Source organism: Schumannella luteola, from assembly GCF_013408685.1.
GTDB lineage: Bacteria > Actinomycetota > Actinomycetes > Actinomycetales > Microbacteriaceae > Schumannella > Schumannella luteola.
Genome location: NZ_JACBZY010000001.1, coordinates 3,392,889 through 3,409,970, shown reverse-complemented (window position 1 = coordinate 3,409,970; position 17,082 = coordinate 3,392,889). Strand labels below are relative to the sequence as shown.

Sequence of the window (17,082 nt, the reverse complement as noted above, 5' to 3'; positions counted from 1 at the left end):
GGACCGCGTCCGGCTGGGCTGAGCCCGATCCGTCAGGCCCAGCCCAGCCGGTGCAGCTCGTCGTCGTCGATGCCGTAGTAGTGCGCGATCTCGTGCACGAGAGTCACGTGGATCTCATCACGCAGCTCGTCCTCGGTCTCGCTGATCGCGAGCAGCGGCTCGCGGTAGAGCACGATGCGGTCGGGCAGCTCGCCGAAGCCGTAGACGTCGCGCTCGGTGAGCGCCGTGCCCTCGTAGAGCCCCAGCAGGTCGAGCGAGCCGTCCTCCGGCCGGTCCTCCGTGACGAAGACCACGTTCTCGAGGCCGTCGACCATCTCGTCGGGCAGCGCATCCAGCTCGTCGATGACGATCGTCTCGAACTCCTCGGCCGTCAGCTCCAGCGTCATCGGGATCCTCCGCTCGGGGCGTCGTCGCCCTCGTCGACGGGCGCGTCGCCCTCGTCATCGTGCTCGATCCCGTCGGGCAGCGCGATCTCGGTCGGCGCGATGCCGTCCAGTTCGTCGAGGGCCTCGATGAGCGTCCACTGCAGCTGGCCGAGCCACTCGTAGACGGCGCCCGGCGTCGAGTTCGGCACCTCGTCGTCGTCCGACTCGATGCCGAGTCGCGACGCGAGTGCGGTGCGCAGATCGGTGAGCGTGCGCGCCCAGCCGTCCGCCGCGTCGGGATCGAGCAGCACGCTCGTCGCGTCGCTCTCGAGGCTCAGGTCGGCGCGCCCGGCGTCGACGCCGTCGCCCGCACCCAGCCGCGCGGCCATGCTCCGCGCCGCGGCGCTCTTGCGGTCGACGAGATCACTCGTCGTCCAGCGGCGGAACTCCGCATCCGCCTCCGCGTCGTGCGGATAGGCGGAGGGCAGCATCCGCCCGCGCACCGGATCGCTCTCGTCTTCGACGATCTCGGCCAGCTGCTCGGCGAGACCGCCCAGGATGCCCGCCTCGCCCTCGGCGAAGTCGATGCGCACTCCCGTGCCCTCGGCGCGCACGCGGGTCACGCGTCGTCCTTGGCGACCGTGGCCTGCAGGCCGTACTCGTGCATCGCCTCGACGTGCCGCTCCATCTCCTCGCGCGGACCCGAGGCGACGACAGCACGGCCTTCGGTGTGCACGAGCATCATGAGCCGGTGCGCCTCGCCCTGCGGGTAGCCGAAGTAGCGGCGGAACACCCGCTCGACGTAGGCCATCAGGTTGACCGGATCGTTCCAGACGATCGTGAGCCACGGCGTCGAGAAGTCGGCGACCGTGAGCTCGTCCCGCTCGAAGTCGAGATCGGGCCGGGAGAGAACGTCAGTCCCCGCCTCACCGTGATCGGCGAGGGCGGGGACTGAACATGACATGGGGTGGATGACGGGACTTGAACCCGCGGCCACCGGCACCACAAGCCAGTGCTCTACCAACTGAGCTACACCCACCATGTGTGCTTCCGACGCTTCCGTCGTTGCGCAACCAGACGATACTACGACAAACGCGGGGCCCAGAGTGACACGACCGCCTCGGAGGCCGCTTTGGCCTCGTCGCTGGTCGGCCCGGGGTCGCCCACGAAGACCGCCCGGCGGTAGTACTCGAGCTCGCGGATCGACTCGAGGATGTCGGCGAGTGCCCGGTGTCCGCCGTTCTTGGTGGGGGACTGGAAGTAGGCCCGGGGGAACCAGCGGCGCGAGAGCTCCTTGATGCTCGAGACGTCGACGCTGCGGTAGTGCAGGTGGTTGTCGACCCGCGGCATGTACTTCGCGAGGAACGAGCGGTCGGTACCGATCGTGTTGCCGGCCAGCGGTGCCGTGCGGTTCTCGGGTGCGAACTTCAGGATGTACTCGAGCACCTGGTACTCGGCGTCGGCGAGCGAGACGCCGTTCGGGATCTCCTCGATCAGTCCGCTCGTCGTGTGCATGTCGCGCACGAAGTCGCCCATGTTGTCGAGAGCCGACTGATCGGGCTTGATGACGACGCTGAAGCCGCCGTCGAGGGGCTTGAGGTCGTAGTCGGTGACGACGACCGCGACCTCGACGAGCTCATCGACCTCGAGGTCGAGTCCCGTCATCTCGCAGTCGATCCAGACCAGTACATCCGCGTGAGGCACGGGGTTCACCTTAGCGATCAGGGGATGTGCGTGACCGGACGCCCTCCGGTCTGGGGGCGGATCCGTCGCGAGGGCGTGGGGGAGGGATCGCGACGAGGACGCCCCAGCACCTGCTGCGGCAGCACCGCGGAGGGGTGGACGCGCGACCTCGCGAGCCGCGCATCCACCCCTCGCCAGGGCTTCGGGTCAGGCCGCGTCGCCGAGACCGATCGCGTCGGCCTCGGTGATCGCCGGCGGCTCGGCCTCGCCGTCGACCCGGGCGAGCGCCGAGCGGCGGGCGAGGATGACGACGGTCGCGACGAGCACCGAGACGGCGCCGACGAAGAAGGGGATGCCGACGCTGCCGGTGAGCGCCTTGATCAAGGCCGCGAGCGGCGGGGCGATCGCGCCGCCGACGAAGCGCACGGCCGAGTACGACGACGACGCGACGGAGCGCGGCAGGTCGGTGGCCTCCATGACCGACTCGGTGAGCACGGTGTTGAGCACGCCGAGGAAGATGCCGCCGACGATCACGCAGACGACGAGCACGGCGGTGACCGCGGCGAAGACGCCGGCCACGATCAGGGTGAGCGCGAGCAGCGGCAGGGCGATCGCGAGGGCGGTGGTGCGCCGCACGCGGGCCGTGAGCAGCGGGGCGAGCCAGACGCTCGACACGGCGACCGCGAGGCCCCAGCCGAAGAAGGTCACGCCGAGATCAAGCGGGGTGAAGGTCTTCGGCAGCGCGAACGGCGTCCAGGCGAGCAGCGTGAAGAAGCCGATGTTGTAGAAGAGCGCCGCGATCGCGAGGGTCAGCAGGCCGGGATCGCGCAGCGCGCGCAGCGGGGCCGAGAGCTTCGTCGGCTGGCGGGTCGCCTTGTCGTCCTTGCCCAGCAGCACGGTGATCGCGATGAAGGCGATGGCCATGAGCACGGCCACGCCGAAGAACGGACCCTGCCAGGCGATCGAGCCGAGCAGGCCGCCGACGAGCGGGCCGACGGCGATGCCGAGGCCGAGGGCGGCCTCGTAGAGGATGATCGCCGCGCTCGAGCCGCCGCTCGCCGCGCCGACGATCGTCGCGAGCGCCGTCGAGATGAAGAGGGCGTTGCCGAGACCCCAGCCGGCGCGGAAGCCGATGACCGCATCCACGCTGCCGCTCAGCGCCGCGAGGGCCGCGAAGACGACGATCAGGCCGAGGCCGATCAGCAGGGTCGCGCGGGCGCCGATGCGGCTCGAGATGAAGCTCGTGATGAGCATCGCGAGGCCGGTGATGAGCAGGTAGCTCGTGAAGAGCAGCTCCGTCTGGGTCTCGGTGGCACGCAGGTCCTTGGCGATCGCCGGCAGGATCGGGTCGACCAGTCCGATGCCCATGAAGGCGATGACGCAGGCGAAGGCGACCGCCCAGACCTGCTTGGGCTGCTTGAGGATGCTGGGCTTGCCGGCGCTGCCGTGCGAGGCGCCGCCGTGCTGGCCGCTCGCGGCGGGGGTGCGGGTGTCGTTCGTCATGCGGAGACCTTCTCGGGGGATGCGGTGGTGCGGCTCGCGAGGATCGCGGCGGCCCGGTCGAGGGCGGCCCAGTCGGCGTCGTCGAGACCGTCGAACCACGGGGTGAGGGCTTCTCCGAGCTCGCCGCGCCACTCATCGAGGGCGGCGCGTCCCTTCGGGCTGAGCTGGATGAGCCAGGCGCGTGAGTCGGCGGTGTCGGCGACGCGGGTGACGTGCTCGACCTCGACGAGGGTGGCGAGCAGGCGGGTCATTCCGGGCTGGGTGACTCGGCAGGCGGCGGCCAGTTCTCCGACGCGCAGGGGGCCCTCTGACTCCAGCACCGCGAGCGTGCGCCAGTGCGCGACGGGGGCGGTGTTGCCGGTGGCGAGGGCGGCGATGCGACCGAGGCGGTGCGCCGACTGAACGAGCGACGAGATGGTGTCGGTTCTGTTCACTCGGGAAACTATATACCCAAGTTATATAACTCTGCTAACTATCTCGATTCGTCGGCCCGGCGCCGCGGATACGGTGGACGCGTGACCGTCTTCGCCATCGCCGTGCTGTTGCTGACCGCCCTGTTCAACCTGGTCTCGTGGCCGCGCTTCTACCCGCGCATCAAGAACGACCCGCGCGCCCGCGATGAGAACGGCCGCGCCACCGTCTTCCTCAAGGTGCACGTCATCCTCATCGCGATCGCGCTCGTGATCGCCGTGCTCAGCGTCGTCGCCGCGATCCTGCTCGTCGTGCAGCTCGCGAGCTGACATCCGGAATCCCCCGGACGCCGGCGCGGTTGCAGCACTCATGCACGTCGACTTCTACAGCTCGAGCTTCTGCGCCCCGTGCGCGGCGGCGCGGGGCGTGCTCGACGAAGCCGGCAAGCTGCTGCCGCAGCTCGAGATCGTCGAGCGGAACGTGGCGCAGCATCCCGACGCCGCCGACGCCGACCGCATCGGCTCGACGCCGACCATGATCGTGCGCTCGAGTGACGGCGCCGAGGTCTACCGGGCCGAAGGCGTTCCCTCGGTCAACCAGCTGATGGTCGCGCTGGCCCGCGCCGTCTGATCCGCGTCACCAGGATCCCGAGCGCGGCTACGACCGCGAACAGCAGCGCGATCCCGACGACGTAGATCCACACCGATGCGTATCCCGTCGGCGACAGGGCCGGATCGAGGAACGGGTAGGGATACCAGCTCTGGCGCGACTGCGTCTGGTCGTAGACGAGCGGCCCGCGCAGCAGGGCGACCGCCGCCCAGGCGAGCGGGTGGATGAGCGTGAGCCACAGCCGGCTCCACGGCACCCGCCCGCGGCCCGGGCCGACGAGCCAGTCGACGATGATCAGCGCCGGCGCGACGACGTGGTGGATCTCGCTCGGCCAGTCGGGACCCGACCCGCCGCCGTGCACCGCGATCCCGCGCAGCAGCACGTTGTAGACGATGCCGGTGATGGTCATATCGACCAGCACGATGAGTCGCAGCGTCGTGAGCCAGGACGGTTCGGCACCGGCGGCGCCGCCGCCGCGGGCTCCGCCGCGCCGCAGCAGCAGGATCGCCGCGATCACGAGCACCACGGCGCCGAGCACATTCGACTGGATCGTGAAGTACGCGACGAAGTTCACGTTCAGCGTGAGCCGGTCGGGGTAGTCGTTCGCCGCCCAGTCGGCGGCCGCGTCGAGGTACGACTTCACGGTCGCGACGCTCATGGCGACGGCGAGCAGGATCCGCAGCGCTGCGGTCACGGTGTTTCTCGTCACAGATCTTCTTCGATGCTGATCGTCGGAACGGATGGCCCCCCCGGAGAGATTCGAACTCCCGACCAGCCGGGTAGAAACCGGATGCTCTATCCACTGAGCTACGGGGGGAAGGCCGATCACGATTCTAGAGTTCGCCTGCCTGGTCCTCGCGCTCCCAGGGTCGAGGCGGACTGTCGCGTCGCGATCGGCGGGCGGATGCTGGACTCACGACGCCGAAACGGGGCGCCGTCGCGAGGAAGGAACGCCATGAGCAGCACATCCACCACCGAGTCCGCCGATTCCGTAGCGGGCGTCGTCCCCGAGGGCGTCGCCGTCGTGACCGGGGCCTCGTCGGGCATCGGCCGCGCCTTCGCCGAACGGCTCGCCGCCGAGGGACGAGAGCTGATCGTGGTGGGCCGCAACCGCGCCCGCCTCGACGAACTCGCTGAGCGCCTGCCGGTCGCGGTCGAGGTCGTCGTCGCCGACCTGTCCGACGCCGCCGACACCGCCCGTCTCGCCGGCCTGCTCGCCGAGCGCGAGGTCGCGCTGCTGGTCAACAACGCCGGGGTCGCCCACTACGGCGCCTTCGCCGAGCTGCCGACCGAGAAAGCCGATGAGCTGCTCGCGGTCAAGGTGACCGCGCCGACCCTGCTGGCGCGCGCGGTCGTGCCGGGCATGCTCGAACGCGGCTCGGGCGCGATCATCAACGTCGCCGGCATGCTCGCCTACAGCAGCTCGGCCCCGCTGGCGGACGTGCCGCTGCGCCGTGCCGTCTACGTCGGCGCGAACGCGCACCTGGTCGCGCTGTCGCAGACGCTGGATGCCGAGCTGCGCGAGTCGGGAATCCATGTGCAGGTGCTCTGCCCCGGCGTCGTCGCCACGGAGTTCCACGAGCGGCAGGGCATGGACCTCAGCGCGGTGCCGCGCATGTCGCCCGAGGATGTCGCGGCCGCGAGCCTGCGCGGGCTCGAGCTCGGCGAGGTCGTCACGGCGCCGGGCGTCGAGGATGCCGCGCTGCTCGACGCCGCGTCGGCGGCGAACCTGGCGGCGTTCCGCGGCCAGTCGCCGCAGGTCGCGAGCCGCTACCGCGCCTGAGTCGACGAAGCGCCCCGGCCGCGTGTGCGACCGGGGCGCTGTCGCGTCGTGCTCGTGACGCAGCCCGCCAGGGCGACCGCGCGAAAGCGGGACGCTGTCAGTGCGAGCGGGTCGCGCTCTCCGACTCGGCGTCGGCGCTGCTGGTACCGGATGCGACCGAGGCCTCTCCCGTCGTCGTCTCGACTGCGCGGGTCTCGACATCCGCGTCGCCCGCTGGCGCCGTGGTCGTGGCCGCAGCAGGACGCGCGTAGGACCGGGTCTCGGCGTCGGCGGCCGCGGGCGTCGCCGCGGTCGGCGTGCTGAGCGGGCGCTCGGCGGCCTTCTCGGGCTGGGCGCTCGTCGCGGCGGTGAACTGCTTCTCGGCCCACTCCTGCTGCTGCAGCACGACCGGGTCGACCTTCTGCGGCTCGTCGTAGCGCCAGCGGTCGAGGTCGGCGGCGAAGAGCTTGCGGGCGCGGCCCGGCTTGTTCTGCCACTCGATCAGGCGGTCGCGGTACTCGGCGAGGGTCTGGTCGGCCTGGAAGCTGTAGCTGACCGAGTTGGTGCGCATGTCGGTGAGCTCGTGCGCGGCCCAGTCGGCGGCGAGGGCGGCGCCCGGCAGCGGCAGCAGGCGCACCTGCACGTCGGCGGCGGCCGCGAGGGTCGCGAAGTGCTCGCGGGTCTGCGGCGCCTGGCTGTCCCAGCGCGCGGCGGTCTGGCCCGCGGCGATGAGCGCGGCGACGGCGGCCGCACGGGTCTCGCGGTCGCGCTGGCCGACGAGGCGCTTGACGGCTCCGCGGCCGATGAGAGCGGCGATGATGGCGCCGATCACGATCGCCACGAAGGGGATGATCGCGCCGAAGACCAGGTCGTGGCCCCGCGCCGTGCCGAACCAGTCGACGATGTCGTTGAACCACTGCATGCGCGCAGGTTACGTCGAGCCGGAGAGGATGCCGGGGCGCGCGGTCGCGCGTCGCTCAGATCGGCTCACACCCAGCGCACCATGTCGAGGGCGTCGCCGGGGGAGTCGAACTCGCCCAGCACGACCATCTGCGCGGTGCCGTGCCGCATCCGCTTGCTCTGCCAGCGCGGCGCGCCCGCCACCTCGACCTCGTCGACGTAGCCGAGCACCTGCCCCTGCCCACGGGTCACGCGCCAGCGCAGGTTCGCGAGCGGCACGACCTGCACGCCGGCGCGCTGAACGGGGTAGGCGGGGGTGGGACGCAGTCCGAGCTTCGTCATGCTTCGAAGCTATGTTCGACCACCGACATCGCGAGGGGTGACGGTGCCGATCGCCGCGGGGGTCCCTCGGGTCGTGTGTCCGTCGGCTGCCGCGGATCGAGACCAGAGAAGTGAGGTGTCGTCGTAGAGTCGAGGTGACGGCGCCCGCACGCGGATCCCGCATCGGCGTCGGTGACGACCGGGAGGTGGCGATGTTCGGCTCGAGGAACGCGAAGAACGCGAAGAAGCCGGGGCCGAGGTCCGGCTTCGGAGACCTGCTGGCGCAGCTGCGACCCGATCTGAGCCCGGAGTCGCTCGGCGTCGGTCCCAGCTTTCCGGGCATCGCCCCGAACCCGCTGCTGAGCGGTGCCGCGCGGCGGCGCACCGCCGAGCTGCGCGGCGGATCGCTCGCGCTCGGGGTGCTGGTCGGCTGGCGCGAGGTCAGCAACGAGGGGAGCCCCCGCGTGGTGCTGATCTTCGACACGGAGACCGCCGATGGACTGACGTTCCGGGGAGTCGCCGACGAGACGCTCACCATCACCGAGCTGACGCGTCTCGTCGAGGGCCAGACCCTGCCGGTGCGGTACCGGCCGGCGGTGCAGGACCACTACGTCGCCCTCGCCCGTGACGCCGACCCGGCTGAGGTGCAGTGGATCGCCGACCAGATCGCCCGTCGCCGGCAGGCTTGACCCGCGACCGGGCCGGCTCGCGGCGCGAGCCGGCCCGGTCGGATTCCGCTCAGCCGCGCCCGGTGCCGTCGACCGCGAACTCCTCGATGCGCGCGAGCTCCTCGGCGCTGATCTCGGTGTTCTCGAGCGAGCGCAGCGTGTCCTCGAGCTGGGCGACGCTCGAGGCGCCGACGAGCGCGCTCGTCACCTGCGGCTGCCGCAGCACCCAGGCGATGGCGAGCTGCGCCAGGGTCTGCCCGCGCTGCTCGGCGATCGCGTTCAGACCGCGAGCCCTCTCGAGGTAGGTCTCCGAGATGTTGCTCTCGCTGATCCAGCGCCCCTCGCTCGCGCGCGATCCGGCGGGGATGCCGTCGAGGTAGCGCGCGGTCAGCAGGCCCTGGGCGAGCGGCGAGTAGACGATCGCCCCGGCGCCGAGCTCGGCCAGCGCATCCCAGAGCCCGTTCTCCGGCGCGCGGTCGAACATGTTGTAGCGCGGCTGGTGGATCGTCAGCGGAACGCCCTCCGCCGCCAGCGCCGCGGCCGCAGCGCGAGTCTGCTCGGGCGAGTAGTTCGAGACGCCCGCGTAGAGCGCCTTCCCCTGCCGCACGGCGTGCGCGAGCGCGCCCATCGTCTCCTCGATCGGCGTCTCAGGATCGGGGCGATGCGAATAGAAGACGTCGACGTAGTCGACACCGAGGCGGCCGAGCGACTGATCGAGTGAGGCGAGCAGGTTCTTGCGCGAGCCCCATTCGCCGTAGGGGCCGTCCCACATGAGGTAGCCGGCCTTCGACGAGATGAGGATCTCGTCCCGGTAGGCGCGCAGGTCGTCGGCGAAGATGCGGCCGAAGTTCGACTCCGCCGATCCGGGAGGCGGGCCGTAGTTGTTCGCCAGGTCGAAGTGGGTGATGCCGAGGTCGAAGGCCCGGCGCACGATCGCGCGCTGCGTCTCGAGGGGGCGGTCGGCGCCGAAGTTGTTCCAGAGGCCCAGCGAGACGCGCGGGAGCTTCAGCCCGCTGCGCCCCGAGCGCGCGTAGTCGAGGTTGTCGTAGCGGTTCTCAGCGGCGAGATAGCTCATGGCGTCGACGCTATCGACAGCGCGGGGCCGACCGCCGGGCTGCGCACCAGATGGACGATGTCGCTGAGCGCCGCGCGGTGGAACAGGATGGGGTGGCGGGGCGTTGCAGACAGCGAAACCTCCCCGATCCACGGAAAGCAGGTTCATCACATGCGCACTTTCGTCGTCGCCGGCGGATGCTTCTGGTGTCTCGACGCCGTCTACCGCACGCTCCAGGGCGTGAAGGATGTCGTGTCGGGCTACACCGGTGGAGCCACCGCCGAGCCCAGCTACGAAGCCGTCTGCACCGGACTGACCGGCCACGCCGAGGCGGTCGCCGTCACCTTCGACGAGACGGTGATCCCCGAGTCGGTCATCCTCGACGTCTTCTTCACCCTGCACGACCCGCGTCAGCTGAACCGTCAGGGCAACGACGTGGGCACCCAGTACCGCTCGGCCATGTTCTACGCCGACGAGCAGCAGAAGGCCGAGTTCGAGGCCGCTCGCGACCGCGCGGCCGAGATCTGGGAGGGCGACATCGTCACCACGATCGAGCCGCTCGGGGTCTACTGGCGCGCAGAGGAGTACCACCAGGACTTCTTCGCCAAGAACCCGGGCCAGGGCTACTGCCTCGCGGTCGCGCTGCCCAAGGTCAACAAGGTGCGCAAGAGCTACGCGCAGTACGTTCTGGCGAGTTGAGCCTCGCGAGCTGAGCCTGGCGAGCTGACTCACCCGGTCTGAGTCGTCGCCCGCGAGTGCAGCTCGCGGGCTGACTCAGCCGCGGCGGTCCGTCACGACCCGGCGGGCCGCCGCATCCACCTTCTTCGCGAAGTCCGGGTCGCTCTGGGCGCGCGCCACGACGGCGTCGATCATGGATGCGGCCACGCTCGCATCGGCCGAGACCAGCAGCTGGTCGCATCCCGCCGCCACCGCGAGCACGGCCCGATCGCCGGGCGCCCAGGCCTTCAGCTGTGCCGTGGCCGAGAGGTCGTCGGTGACGATGAGGCCGCGGAAGCCGAGCTGCTGCCGCAGCAGCTGGGTCACCACGATGGGCGAGAAGACGGCGGGGGCGCTCGGATCGATGCTCGCGTAGACCGCGTTCGACATCATCACTGCGTCGGTCGAGGGCAGCAGCCGGCGGAAGACGTCGACGTCGACGGAGTCGGCGGTGACCGCCTGATCGACCACGTTCTTCGCGGTGTCGGTGTTCGCCGTCACATGGCCGAGCCCGGGGAAGTGCTTGAGCACCGGGGCGACGCCTGCTCCCCGCATCCCCTCGGCGACCGCCCCGGCGTGCGCGACGATCGTGTCGCGGTCGTAGCCGAACTGGCGGTCGTAGCCGCCGATCGGCGGATTGCCGCGCGCCTCGGCCGGGGACCCGACGAGGTCGGCGACGGGGCCGAGGTTCATCGTCACGCCGGCGCTGCGCAGCTCGGCGGCCCAGGTCGCGGCGGAGCCCTTCAGCGTCGCCGGATCGATGCCGCCCTGGTCGAGCGCCGAGGGGATGTCGCTGAAGCCCGGCCCGCGCAGCACCTGCACCTGCCCGCCCTCCTGGTCGGTCGCGACCGTCAGCGTCACATCGGCCGCGGCGGTGCCGGCCGTCGGCGCGATGCCGGTGAACTGCGTGACGAGCTGGGCGGTCGCCTGCGTCCCGGCGCGGGAGCGCCCGGCGAGGAACACGCCCCGCACGCCGCGGTTCGTCACCGCGTCGATCGTGGCCGGGTCGGCGCTCGTCGCGGGCGTTCCGACGATGAAGAGCAGGCCGACCTTCTGCTGCACGCTGAGCCCGGCGATCGGGTCGGGCGTCGCCGAGGGGGAGGGATGCGCGGCGCCGCCGCTCGTTGAGGGCTTCGGCGTCGGCGCCGTCGGGGCGCACGCCGTCAGCGCCGCCGCGGCGGCGACGACCAGCGTCGCGGCAAGGATCCGGCGTGACCGGGACAGTCGGCGAGGGCTGCGGAGGCGGCGGGGACGAGCGTGACGTCGGGGGAGCATCGCGACCATGATGCCCCGCCGGGCCGACATCCGCCGAGGGAGCCGCGTCGGAATCCGCGCGGGCTCGCGTGGGCTCGCGCGGCGCCGCGCGCTCGTCCCGGGTGTGGTCCGCATCCGGGCCTGGGCATCCCCTCCGCTCCGGGCCGCGCCTCTGTCTTCCCGGCGCGCGCAGGCGTAGTGTGCCCGGCACAGGACGCCGGAGTCCGAGTTCCGGCGACCGTGCAGACCGTCACGACGGCGAAGGAGCACGAGATGAGCACACCGACCATGACCCGGCAGACCTGGGTGGCTTTCGGCCCCGCAGGAGCGGTCGGCTCGATCCACCGCACCGATGACGGATTCGTCGTCAAGATGGTGAGCGACGGCCGGTATCGCGGGGTCTACCCCAGCCTCAACGTGGCCAAGGGAGCCCTGCACGCGGCGATGACGCCCGGCTCCGACTGGCCGGAGTTCCACGAGCACTGAGCTCTCGGAGAGGCGTCTCGCGCCTCTCCTCCCCAGACGCCGATCGGCGCGATCCATCCACGGATGCGATCCGCACCGGTCGGCGTCGTGCTGTTCCCGGTCACTGTGGTGGGCATCGGATGCCGGGCTCCTTCCCGGCACGAGCGGGCCCGGCATCCGACCGCATCGCCGGCGGTCCCGCCCGGTGCGGCCCGCCGCTCGCGCCGGAGACCAGGAGGCCACCATGTCGGACACCATCACGCTCACCGGGCTCGTCGGAACGGAGCCGCGCCACGTCGTCACCGGCGACGGGCTCGAGATCACCACCTTCCGCCTCGTCTCGACCCATCGGCGCTTCGACAGAGTGGAGCGCCGCTGGATCGACGGCGACACGAACTGGTACACGATCAGCTCCTTCCGCCACCTCGCCGGCAACGTGCACCACTCGGTCAAGCAGGGCGACCGGGTCGTCGTCACCGGCCGCATCCGACTGAAGGAGTGGACGAAAGACGACCGCTCGGGCATCACGATCGACGTCGAGGCCGACGCCGTGGGGCACGACCTCAGCTGGGGCACGAGCGTCTACTCGCGCGTCATCCGCAGCTCGTCGAAGGGACGCGACGCCGAGAGCGGCGACGCGGTCGCGGACCACGACGGTGCGGCCGGGCAGCCGGAGCTCAGCGCCGGCGGGGCGGATGCGGACGGCTGGGCGGCCCCGGGAGCGGGCGCCGATCGACCCGCCGTGCTGGATGAGGCCATCCCGACGCCCTTCTGAGGTCCGCTCCGCTCGTGCGACGTAGACTCGTCGCGGCCCGCGCCCGAGCGGGCGCACGACGAGACGGGGGACCATGCCGCACACCGCCACCGCGCGCCGCAGCGTCGGCATCGCGATCGGATCCGGCGGAGCGGCTGCGGCCCTGGCCGTGCTGCTGCTGACCGGGTGCACGCCGAGTACGCCCCAGCCCAGCACCTCGCCTAAGCCGAGTTCCTCGTCGTCCGCTCCGGCGGCGCCGAAGCTCGACCCCACCGGCGACGCGGACGACAACAAGGCCTACTTCGACTCCGTCAACGAGAAGCTCGTCGCCGCCGGCGGCGACCTCGGCGGCCGCACCTTCATCGACACGCTCGTCAAGGCCGGCTTCGACAAGGCCGCCATGGAGGTCACCGCCGACACCACGGCGGTCGGACTCAAGGCCGACAACATCCAGTTCTCGGTCAAGCTCGGCACGACCTGCCTCATCGGGCAGTACGGCAACATCGGCTACCACTCGACCACCGCCCTGGCGATGGACACGGGCAAGTGCCTCATCGGCGCCACCCGCCCCATCGACTGGTAGTCCGGCACCGCCCCCGCTGACCGCGGCGGCGCGCGTCGCTGAGCCTGAGCGCGGCCCGATCCGGTCAGCCCACCACTCCACGCGAAACTAGGATCGGAACATGGCCGAATTCATCTACTCCATGGTGCGCGCCCGCAAGAAGGTCGGCGAGAAGCTGATCCTCGACGACGTCACCATGTCGTTCTATCCCGGAGCGAAGATCGGCATGGTCGGCCCCAACGGCGCCGGCAAGTCGACCATCCTCAAGATCATGGCCGGGCTCGACCAGCCCTCCAACGGCGAGGCGCGCCTCAGCCCCGGCTACAGCGTCGGCATCCTCATGCAGGAGCCGGTGCTCGACGAGACCAAGACCGTGCTGGAGAACATCCAGGACGGCGTGGCCATCAAGGCCAAGCTCGACCGCTTCAACGAGATCTCGGCACTCATGGCCGAGCCCGACGCCGACTTCGACGCGCTGCTCGCCGAGATGGGCACCCTGCAGGAGGAGATCGACGCCGCCGACGGCTGGGACCTCGACTCCCAGCTCGAGCAGGCGATGGATGCGCTGCGCACGCCCCCCGGCGACGCCGCGATCGCGCCGCTCTCCGGTGGAGAGAAGCGCCGCGTCGCGCTCGCGAAGCTGCTGCTGCAGAAGCCCGACCTGCTGCTGCTCGACGAGCCCACCAACCACCTCGACGCCGAGAGCGTGCTCTGGCTCGAGCAGCACCTCAGCTCGTACAAGGGCGCCGTCATCGCGATCACCCACGACCGGTACTTCCTCGACAACGTCGCGGAGTGGATCGCCGAGGTCGACCGCGGGCACCTCTACCCCTACGAGGGCAACTACTCGACCTACCTCGAGAAGAAGGCCCAGCGCCTCGAGGTGCAGGGCAAGAAGGATGCGAAGCTCGCCAAGCGCCTCGCCGACGAGCTCGACTGGGTGCGTTCGAGCGCCAAGGGCCGCCAGACCAAGTCGAAGGCGCGCCTCGCGCGCTACGAGGAGATGGCCGCCGAGGCGGAGCGTACGCGCAAGCTCGACTTCGAAGAGATCTCGATCCCGCCGGGCCCGCGCCTGGGCAGCGTCGTGATCGAGGCGAAGAAGCTGCAGAAGGGCTTCGAGGAGCGCGGTCAGCTGATCGACGGCCTCTCGTTCTCGCTGCCTCCGAACGGCATCGTCGGCGTCATCGGGCCGAACGGCGTCGGAAAGACGACCCTGTTCAAGACGATCGTCGGGCTCGAGCCGCTCGACGGCGGCGACCTCAAGGTCGGCGAGACCGTCAAGATCAGCTACGTCGACCAGAGCCGCGCGAACATCGACCCGGAGAAGACGCTGTGGGAGGTCGTCTCCGACGGCCTCGACATCATCACGGTCGGCAAGACCGAGATCCCCAGCCGCGCCTACGTCTCGAAGTTCGGCTTCAAGGGGCCGGACCAGCAGAAGAAAGCCGGCGTGCTCTCCGGTGGTGAGCGCAACCGTCTCAACCTGGCGCTGACGCTCAAGGAGGGCGGCAACCTGCTGCTGCTCGACGAGCCCACCAACGACCTCGACGTCGAGACCCTGCAGTCGCTCGAGAACGCGCTGCTCGAGTTCCCCGGCTGCGCCGTGGTCATCACCCACGACCGGTGGTTCCTCGACCGGATCGCGACGCACATCCTCGCCTACGAGGGCACCGACGAGAACCCGTCGAACTGGTACTGGTTCGAGGGCAACTTCGAGGCCTACGAGTCGAACAAGATCGAGCGACTCGGCCCGGACGCCGCGGCCCCGCACCGCTCGGTGCACCGCAAGCTGACCCGCAGCTGATCGACCGAAGCGGAGGCCCGACCGGGCCTCCGCTTCGTCGTCTCCGCGTGCCACCACCCGCTCACTGCCATCCGCCCGAGAAGGGAAGCCCGCCATGACCCGTCTGCACGTGCCGATCCGGCTGCGCTGGAACGACCTCGACGCCTACGGCCACGTCAACAACGCGGCCATGCTCGTGCTTCTCGAGGAGGCGCGCATCCAGGCCTTCTGGGCCACCGACGCCGCGGGCGCCGAATCAGCGGTCGGCGGCACGACCGCGATCCTCGACGGCAGTCCCGGCGCCGCGACCATGACGCTCATCGGCCGGCAGGAGGTCGAGTACCTCGCCCCGATCCCGTACCTGCGTCGTCCGCTCGACGTGCAGCTCTGGCTCGGCCACCTCGGCGGCGCCAGCCTCGAGGTCTGCTACGAGGTGCGCTCGCCCGAGGGCGACGAGCCGCTGCTCTACGCCAAGGCCGCCACGACGATCGTGCTGGTGGATGCGACCTCCGGTCGCCCACGGCGCATCACCGACGCCGAGCGCGAGGCCTGGGCGCCCTACCTCGAGGCGCCGATCGAGTTCCGCCGGCGCTGAGCGAGCGGAGCCCGCAGCCGCGCATCAGCACGCACCACAGCAGAAGGGCGTGACCCCGCAGGTGTGCGGGGTCACGCCCTTCTCGCCTCGGCCGGATCAGCCGAGGAGCGAGTCAGCCGAAGTACTGGTGCACCGGCGTGAAGCTGATGCGATCGCCCGTCACGCCGACGAGTCCGAGCGACACCTGCAGCAGCTTCGGCGGCAGCTCGTCGCCGGGCAGCGGCGTCTGGGCGCCCAGGCTCAGACCGACCCCGTTCGGTCCGGTCGCGCTGACCGAGTCGAGATAGACCACCACGTGACCGTGCAGCTCCATCCGGCCGGCCTTGGTGACGAGCGCGTCGCCGCCGGCCTCGTGGCGCACATCCAGCACGAAGTCGTCGATCGCGATCGAGTCGACCTCGAGCTTGAGAACGGGAGTCCGCGTGCCGTCGGCGAGCGGCACGGTCACGAGACTGAGCCCCTTGAGACCGGTGAACGACAGCGACGAGCCCTCGAGCTGTGCGGCCGGGAGGGTCATCACGGGCGCATCCGGATCCGCGATCGCGTCGGCGGGTGCGGGCGGGGGAGTCGGGGTGCCCGGCGTCGCGCCGCTCCCACTGCCTGAGCCGCCGCTGCCGGCGCCGGGAAGCCCGGGGATCGGCACTCCCGGGATCGGGCTGCCCGGCGACGGGCTGGGCGAGGGCGTCGAGCCGCCACCACCGGAACCCGACCCGCCTCCCGAGCAGTCCATGAGGATCGGGATGCAGAATGCGGCGGGGGCGGTTCCGTTCGGCGCCGAGGCGGGCGCCGGCAGCGGCGCCGCGCCGATGCCGAGCAGCGCGGTCGCCGCCAGCGCGACGAGGCCGAGCAGTCCGCCGCGTCGCACGGCGCCGCGGCGCGAGGGAGCCGGGCGCATCAGACCGACGCCTCGTCGGCGGAATCGCCCGCCGCATCCGCAGCCGTCTGCGCCGCAGCCGATCGTGCACGCCGCGCCCGCTTCGCCGCGGCCTTGCGCTGCGCGTCCTTCGGCGACCAGGCGACCGTCATGATGCCGCCGACGACCGCGAGCAGCATTCCGACAAGGAAGCCGCCGAGGTTCACGCCGACGATCGAGTACAGCGCGAGAGCGAGCCCGATCACGCCGTAGAAGATGCGGTGAGCGGGCATGAGCAGCGTGAGCACGCCGAGCAGCACGAGCGCGAGCGGGATCACGGTCGCCTGCAGCCCCTCGATGCCGAGGGAGACGTGGATGCGGCCCAGGTCGAGCTGGCCGGAGAAGAACAGCTCGACGCCGCCGAGCATCGTGAGGATCGTGCCCAGGAAGGGTCGGCGCGACCGCCAGGCCCGGAAAACCGCGCGGCGGCCGGAGCTCTGAACGACGCTCCCCTCCGCAGGCTCGACGTCGCCCCCGACGTCGTCACCCGCGGCGGGGCCGTCTCCGGCCGCCGCGCTCGAGGGCGCCGACCCGAATGCGGCGTCCTCGTCCCCGGCGCGATCGGGCACCCCACCCGCGTGCGCCGTGGTCTCGATCGCGCCGTCGTCACCGGAACCGGTCAGGCCGTCGTCGGCCGGCTCGTCGTCGTGTCGTGAGGGGCGGATCATGGTCATCGTCTCGTCCGATCGTCAGGGGTGTCGGGTCGGGAGCGTCGCGTCGGGATTCGCAATGCGCTCGGTGGGGGCGATCGTCGGATGCCGCC

General features: G+C 71.1%; 23 protein-coding genes and 2 tRNA genes. 10 read left to right on the top strand and 15 right to left on the bottom strand.

Annotation, left to right across the window (positions count from 1 at the left end; all coding sequences use genetic code 11):
- Positions 1-32 precede the first annotated feature (32 nt).
- From BJ979_RS15635 to BJ979_RS15605, 7 genes are all read right to left on the bottom strand, one after another.
- On the bottom strand, positions 33-386 hold the full coding sequence (locus tag BJ979_RS15635; RefSeq protein ID WP_179569318.1) for a metallopeptidase family protein: 354 nt from the start codon (positions 384-386) through the stop codon (positions 33-35).
- On the bottom strand, positions 383-988 hold the full coding sequence (locus BJ979_RS15630; protein WP_179569316.1) for a DUF2017 family protein: 606 nt from the start codon (positions 986-988) through the stop codon (positions 383-385). Before BJ979_RS15630 ends, BJ979_RS15635 begins: the two co-directional genes overlap by 4 nt.
- Positions 985-1,329, bottom strand: a complete 345-nt coding sequence (gene clpS / locus BJ979_RS15625) for an ATP-dependent Clp protease adapter ClpS (protein WP_179569314.1) — start codon at positions 1,327-1,329, stop codon at positions 985-987. Before clpS ends, BJ979_RS15630 begins: the two co-directional genes overlap by 4 nt.
- Positions 1,329-1,404: transfer RNA gene (locus BJ979_RS15620), tRNA-His, on the bottom strand. Before BJ979_RS15620 ends, clpS begins: the two co-directional genes overlap by 1 nt.
- A gap of 44 nt (positions 1,405-1,448) precedes the next feature.
- On the bottom strand, positions 1,449-2,069 hold the full coding sequence (gene orn / locus BJ979_RS15615) for an oligoribonuclease (RefSeq protein ID WP_343046735.1): 621 nt from the start codon (positions 2,067-2,069) through the stop codon (positions 1,449-1,451).
- Positions 2,070-2,255: 186 nt separating this feature from the next.
- Positions 2,256-3,551 carry an MFS transporter gene (locus BJ979_RS15610; protein ID WP_179569312.1) on the bottom strand — a complete coding sequence of 432 codons (1,296 nt, stop codon included), beginning with the start codon at positions 3,549-3,551 and terminating at the stop codon, positions 2,256-2,258.
- The gene (locus tag BJ979_RS15605) at positions 3,548-3,985 is read right to left on the bottom strand and encodes a MarR family transcriptional regulator (protein ID WP_179569310.1); all 438 of its coding nucleotides are present in this window, start codon (positions 3,983-3,985) and stop codon (positions 3,548-3,550) included. The genes BJ979_RS15610 and BJ979_RS15605 overlap by 4 nt, the downstream gene beginning before the upstream one ends.
- 81 nt (positions 3,986-4,066) lie before the next feature.
- Here BJ979_RS15605 and BJ979_RS15600 point away from each other — a divergent pair, with 81 nt between their 5' ends.
- On the top strand, positions 4,067-4,291 hold the full coding sequence (locus BJ979_RS15600; RefSeq protein WP_179569308.1) for an SCO4848 family membrane protein: 225 nt from the start codon (positions 4,067-4,069) through the stop codon (positions 4,289-4,291).
- A 40-nt stretch (positions 4,292-4,331) separates the two neighbouring features.
- Entirely contained in the window at positions 4,332-4,592 is a 261-nt protein-coding gene (locus BJ979_RS15595; protein ID WP_179569306.1) for a thioredoxin family protein, read from the top strand.
- Here the strand turns inward: BJ979_RS15595 and BJ979_RS15590 are convergent.
- Positions 4,555-5,280 (bottom strand): Pr6Pr family membrane protein, encoded by a 726-nt coding sequence (locus tag BJ979_RS15590; protein ID WP_179569304.1) that lies wholly within the window; start codon positions 5,278-5,280, stop codon positions 4,555-4,557. The genes BJ979_RS15595 and BJ979_RS15590 overlap by 38 nt on opposite strands.
- 32 nt (positions 5,281-5,312) lie before the next feature.
- Positions 5,313-5,388: transfer RNA gene (locus BJ979_RS15585), tRNA-Arg, on the bottom strand.
- A 138-nt stretch (positions 5,389-5,526) separates the two neighbouring features.
- Here BJ979_RS15585 and BJ979_RS15580 point away from each other — a divergent pair.
- On the top strand, positions 5,527-6,354 hold the full coding sequence (locus BJ979_RS15580; protein ID WP_179569302.1) for an SDR family NAD(P)-dependent oxidoreductase: 828 nt from the start codon (positions 5,527-5,529) through the stop codon (positions 6,352-6,354).
- A 97-nt stretch (positions 6,355-6,451) separates the two neighbouring features.
- On the opposite strand, the gene BJ979_RS15575 is transcribed toward BJ979_RS15580, so the two are convergent.
- Together BJ979_RS15575 and BJ979_RS15570 are read right to left on the bottom strand one after the other, a co-directional pair.
- Entirely contained in the window at positions 6,452-7,255 is an 804-nt protein-coding gene (locus BJ979_RS15575) for a hypothetical protein (RefSeq protein WP_179569300.1), read from the bottom strand.
- Between the two features lie 65 nt (positions 7,256-7,320).
- Positions 7,321-7,575 carry a hypothetical protein gene (locus tag BJ979_RS15570; protein ID WP_179569298.1) on the bottom strand — a complete coding sequence of 85 codons (255 nt, stop codon included), beginning with the start codon at positions 7,573-7,575 and terminating at the stop codon, positions 7,321-7,323.
- A 134-nt stretch (positions 7,576-7,709) separates the two neighbouring features.
- On the opposite strand from BJ979_RS15570, the gene BJ979_RS15565 reads away from it, so the two are divergent.
- Complete coding sequence (locus tag BJ979_RS15565) at positions 7,710-8,243, top strand: hypothetical protein (protein ID WP_343046734.1); 534 nt, start codon at positions 7,710-7,712, stop codon at positions 8,241-8,243.
- Positions 8,244-8,292: 49 nt separating this feature from the next.
- On the opposite strand, the gene BJ979_RS15560 is transcribed toward BJ979_RS15565, so the two are convergent.
- A complete protein-coding gene (locus tag BJ979_RS15560; RefSeq protein WP_179569296.1) occupies positions 8,293-9,297 on the bottom strand; it encodes an aldo/keto reductase in 1,005 nt (334 codons plus the stop codon).
- A gap of 150 nt (positions 9,298-9,447) precedes the next feature.
- Between BJ979_RS15560 and msrA the strand changes: the two genes are divergently transcribed.
- Positions 9,448-9,975, top strand: coding sequence for a peptide-methionine (S)-S-oxide reductase MsrA (msrA, locus tag BJ979_RS15555; protein WP_179569294.1), 528 nt, complete (start codon positions 9,448-9,450; stop codon positions 9,973-9,975).
- A 75-nt stretch (positions 9,976-10,050) separates the two neighbouring features.
- Here msrA and BJ979_RS15550 read toward each other — a convergent pair whose 3' ends face one another.
- Positions 10,051-11,268 carry a glycoside hydrolase family 3 N-terminal domain-containing protein gene (locus BJ979_RS15550; RefSeq protein WP_246286791.1) on the bottom strand — a complete coding sequence of 406 codons (1,218 nt, stop codon included), beginning with the start codon at positions 11,266-11,268 and terminating at the stop codon, positions 10,051-10,053.
- Positions 11,269-11,520: 252 nt separating this feature from the next.
- Between BJ979_RS15550 and BJ979_RS15545 the strand changes: the two genes are divergently transcribed.
- The 5 genes from BJ979_RS15545 (at position 11,521) to BJ979_RS15525 (ending at position 15,406) form a co-directional block, all read left to right on the top strand.
- Entirely contained in the window at positions 11,521-11,733 is a 213-nt protein-coding gene (locus BJ979_RS15545) for a methyltransferase (protein ID WP_179569292.1), read from the top strand.
- Positions 11,734-11,956: 223 nt separating this feature from the next.
- Complete coding sequence (locus tag BJ979_RS15540) at positions 11,957-12,487, top strand: single-stranded DNA-binding protein (protein ID WP_179569290.1); 531 nt, start codon at positions 11,957-11,959, stop codon at positions 12,485-12,487.
- Positions 12,488-12,560: 73 nt separating this feature from the next.
- Complete coding sequence (locus tag BJ979_RS15535) at positions 12,561-13,049, top strand: DUF6993 domain-containing protein (RefSeq protein ID WP_246286789.1); 489 nt, start codon at positions 12,561-12,563, stop codon at positions 13,047-13,049.
- Positions 13,050-13,149: 100 nt separating this feature from the next.
- Entirely contained in the window at positions 13,150-14,832 is a 1,683-nt protein-coding gene (gene ettA, locus BJ979_RS15530) for an energy-dependent translational throttle protein EttA (protein ID WP_179569288.1), read from the top strand.
- Between the two features lie 94 nt (positions 14,833-14,926).
- Positions 14,927-15,406 carry an acyl-CoA thioesterase gene (locus tag BJ979_RS15525; protein WP_179569286.1) on the top strand — a complete coding sequence of 160 codons (480 nt, stop codon included), beginning with the start codon at positions 14,927-14,929 and terminating at the stop codon, positions 15,404-15,406.
- Between the two features lie 112 nt (positions 15,407-15,518).
- On the opposite strand, the gene BJ979_RS15520 is transcribed toward BJ979_RS15525, so the two are convergent.
- Together BJ979_RS15520 and BJ979_RS17755 are read right to left on the bottom strand one after the other, a co-directional pair.
- Positions 15,519-16,301 (bottom strand): hypothetical protein, encoded by a 783-nt coding sequence (locus BJ979_RS15520; RefSeq protein WP_179569284.1) that lies wholly within the window; start codon positions 16,299-16,301, stop codon positions 15,519-15,521.
- Entirely contained in the window at positions 16,301-16,993 is a 693-nt protein-coding gene (locus BJ979_RS17755; protein WP_246286787.1) for a DUF6114 domain-containing protein, read from the bottom strand. Before BJ979_RS17755 ends, BJ979_RS15520 begins: the two co-directional genes overlap by 1 nt.
- Positions 16,994-17,082 lie beyond the last annotated feature (89 nt).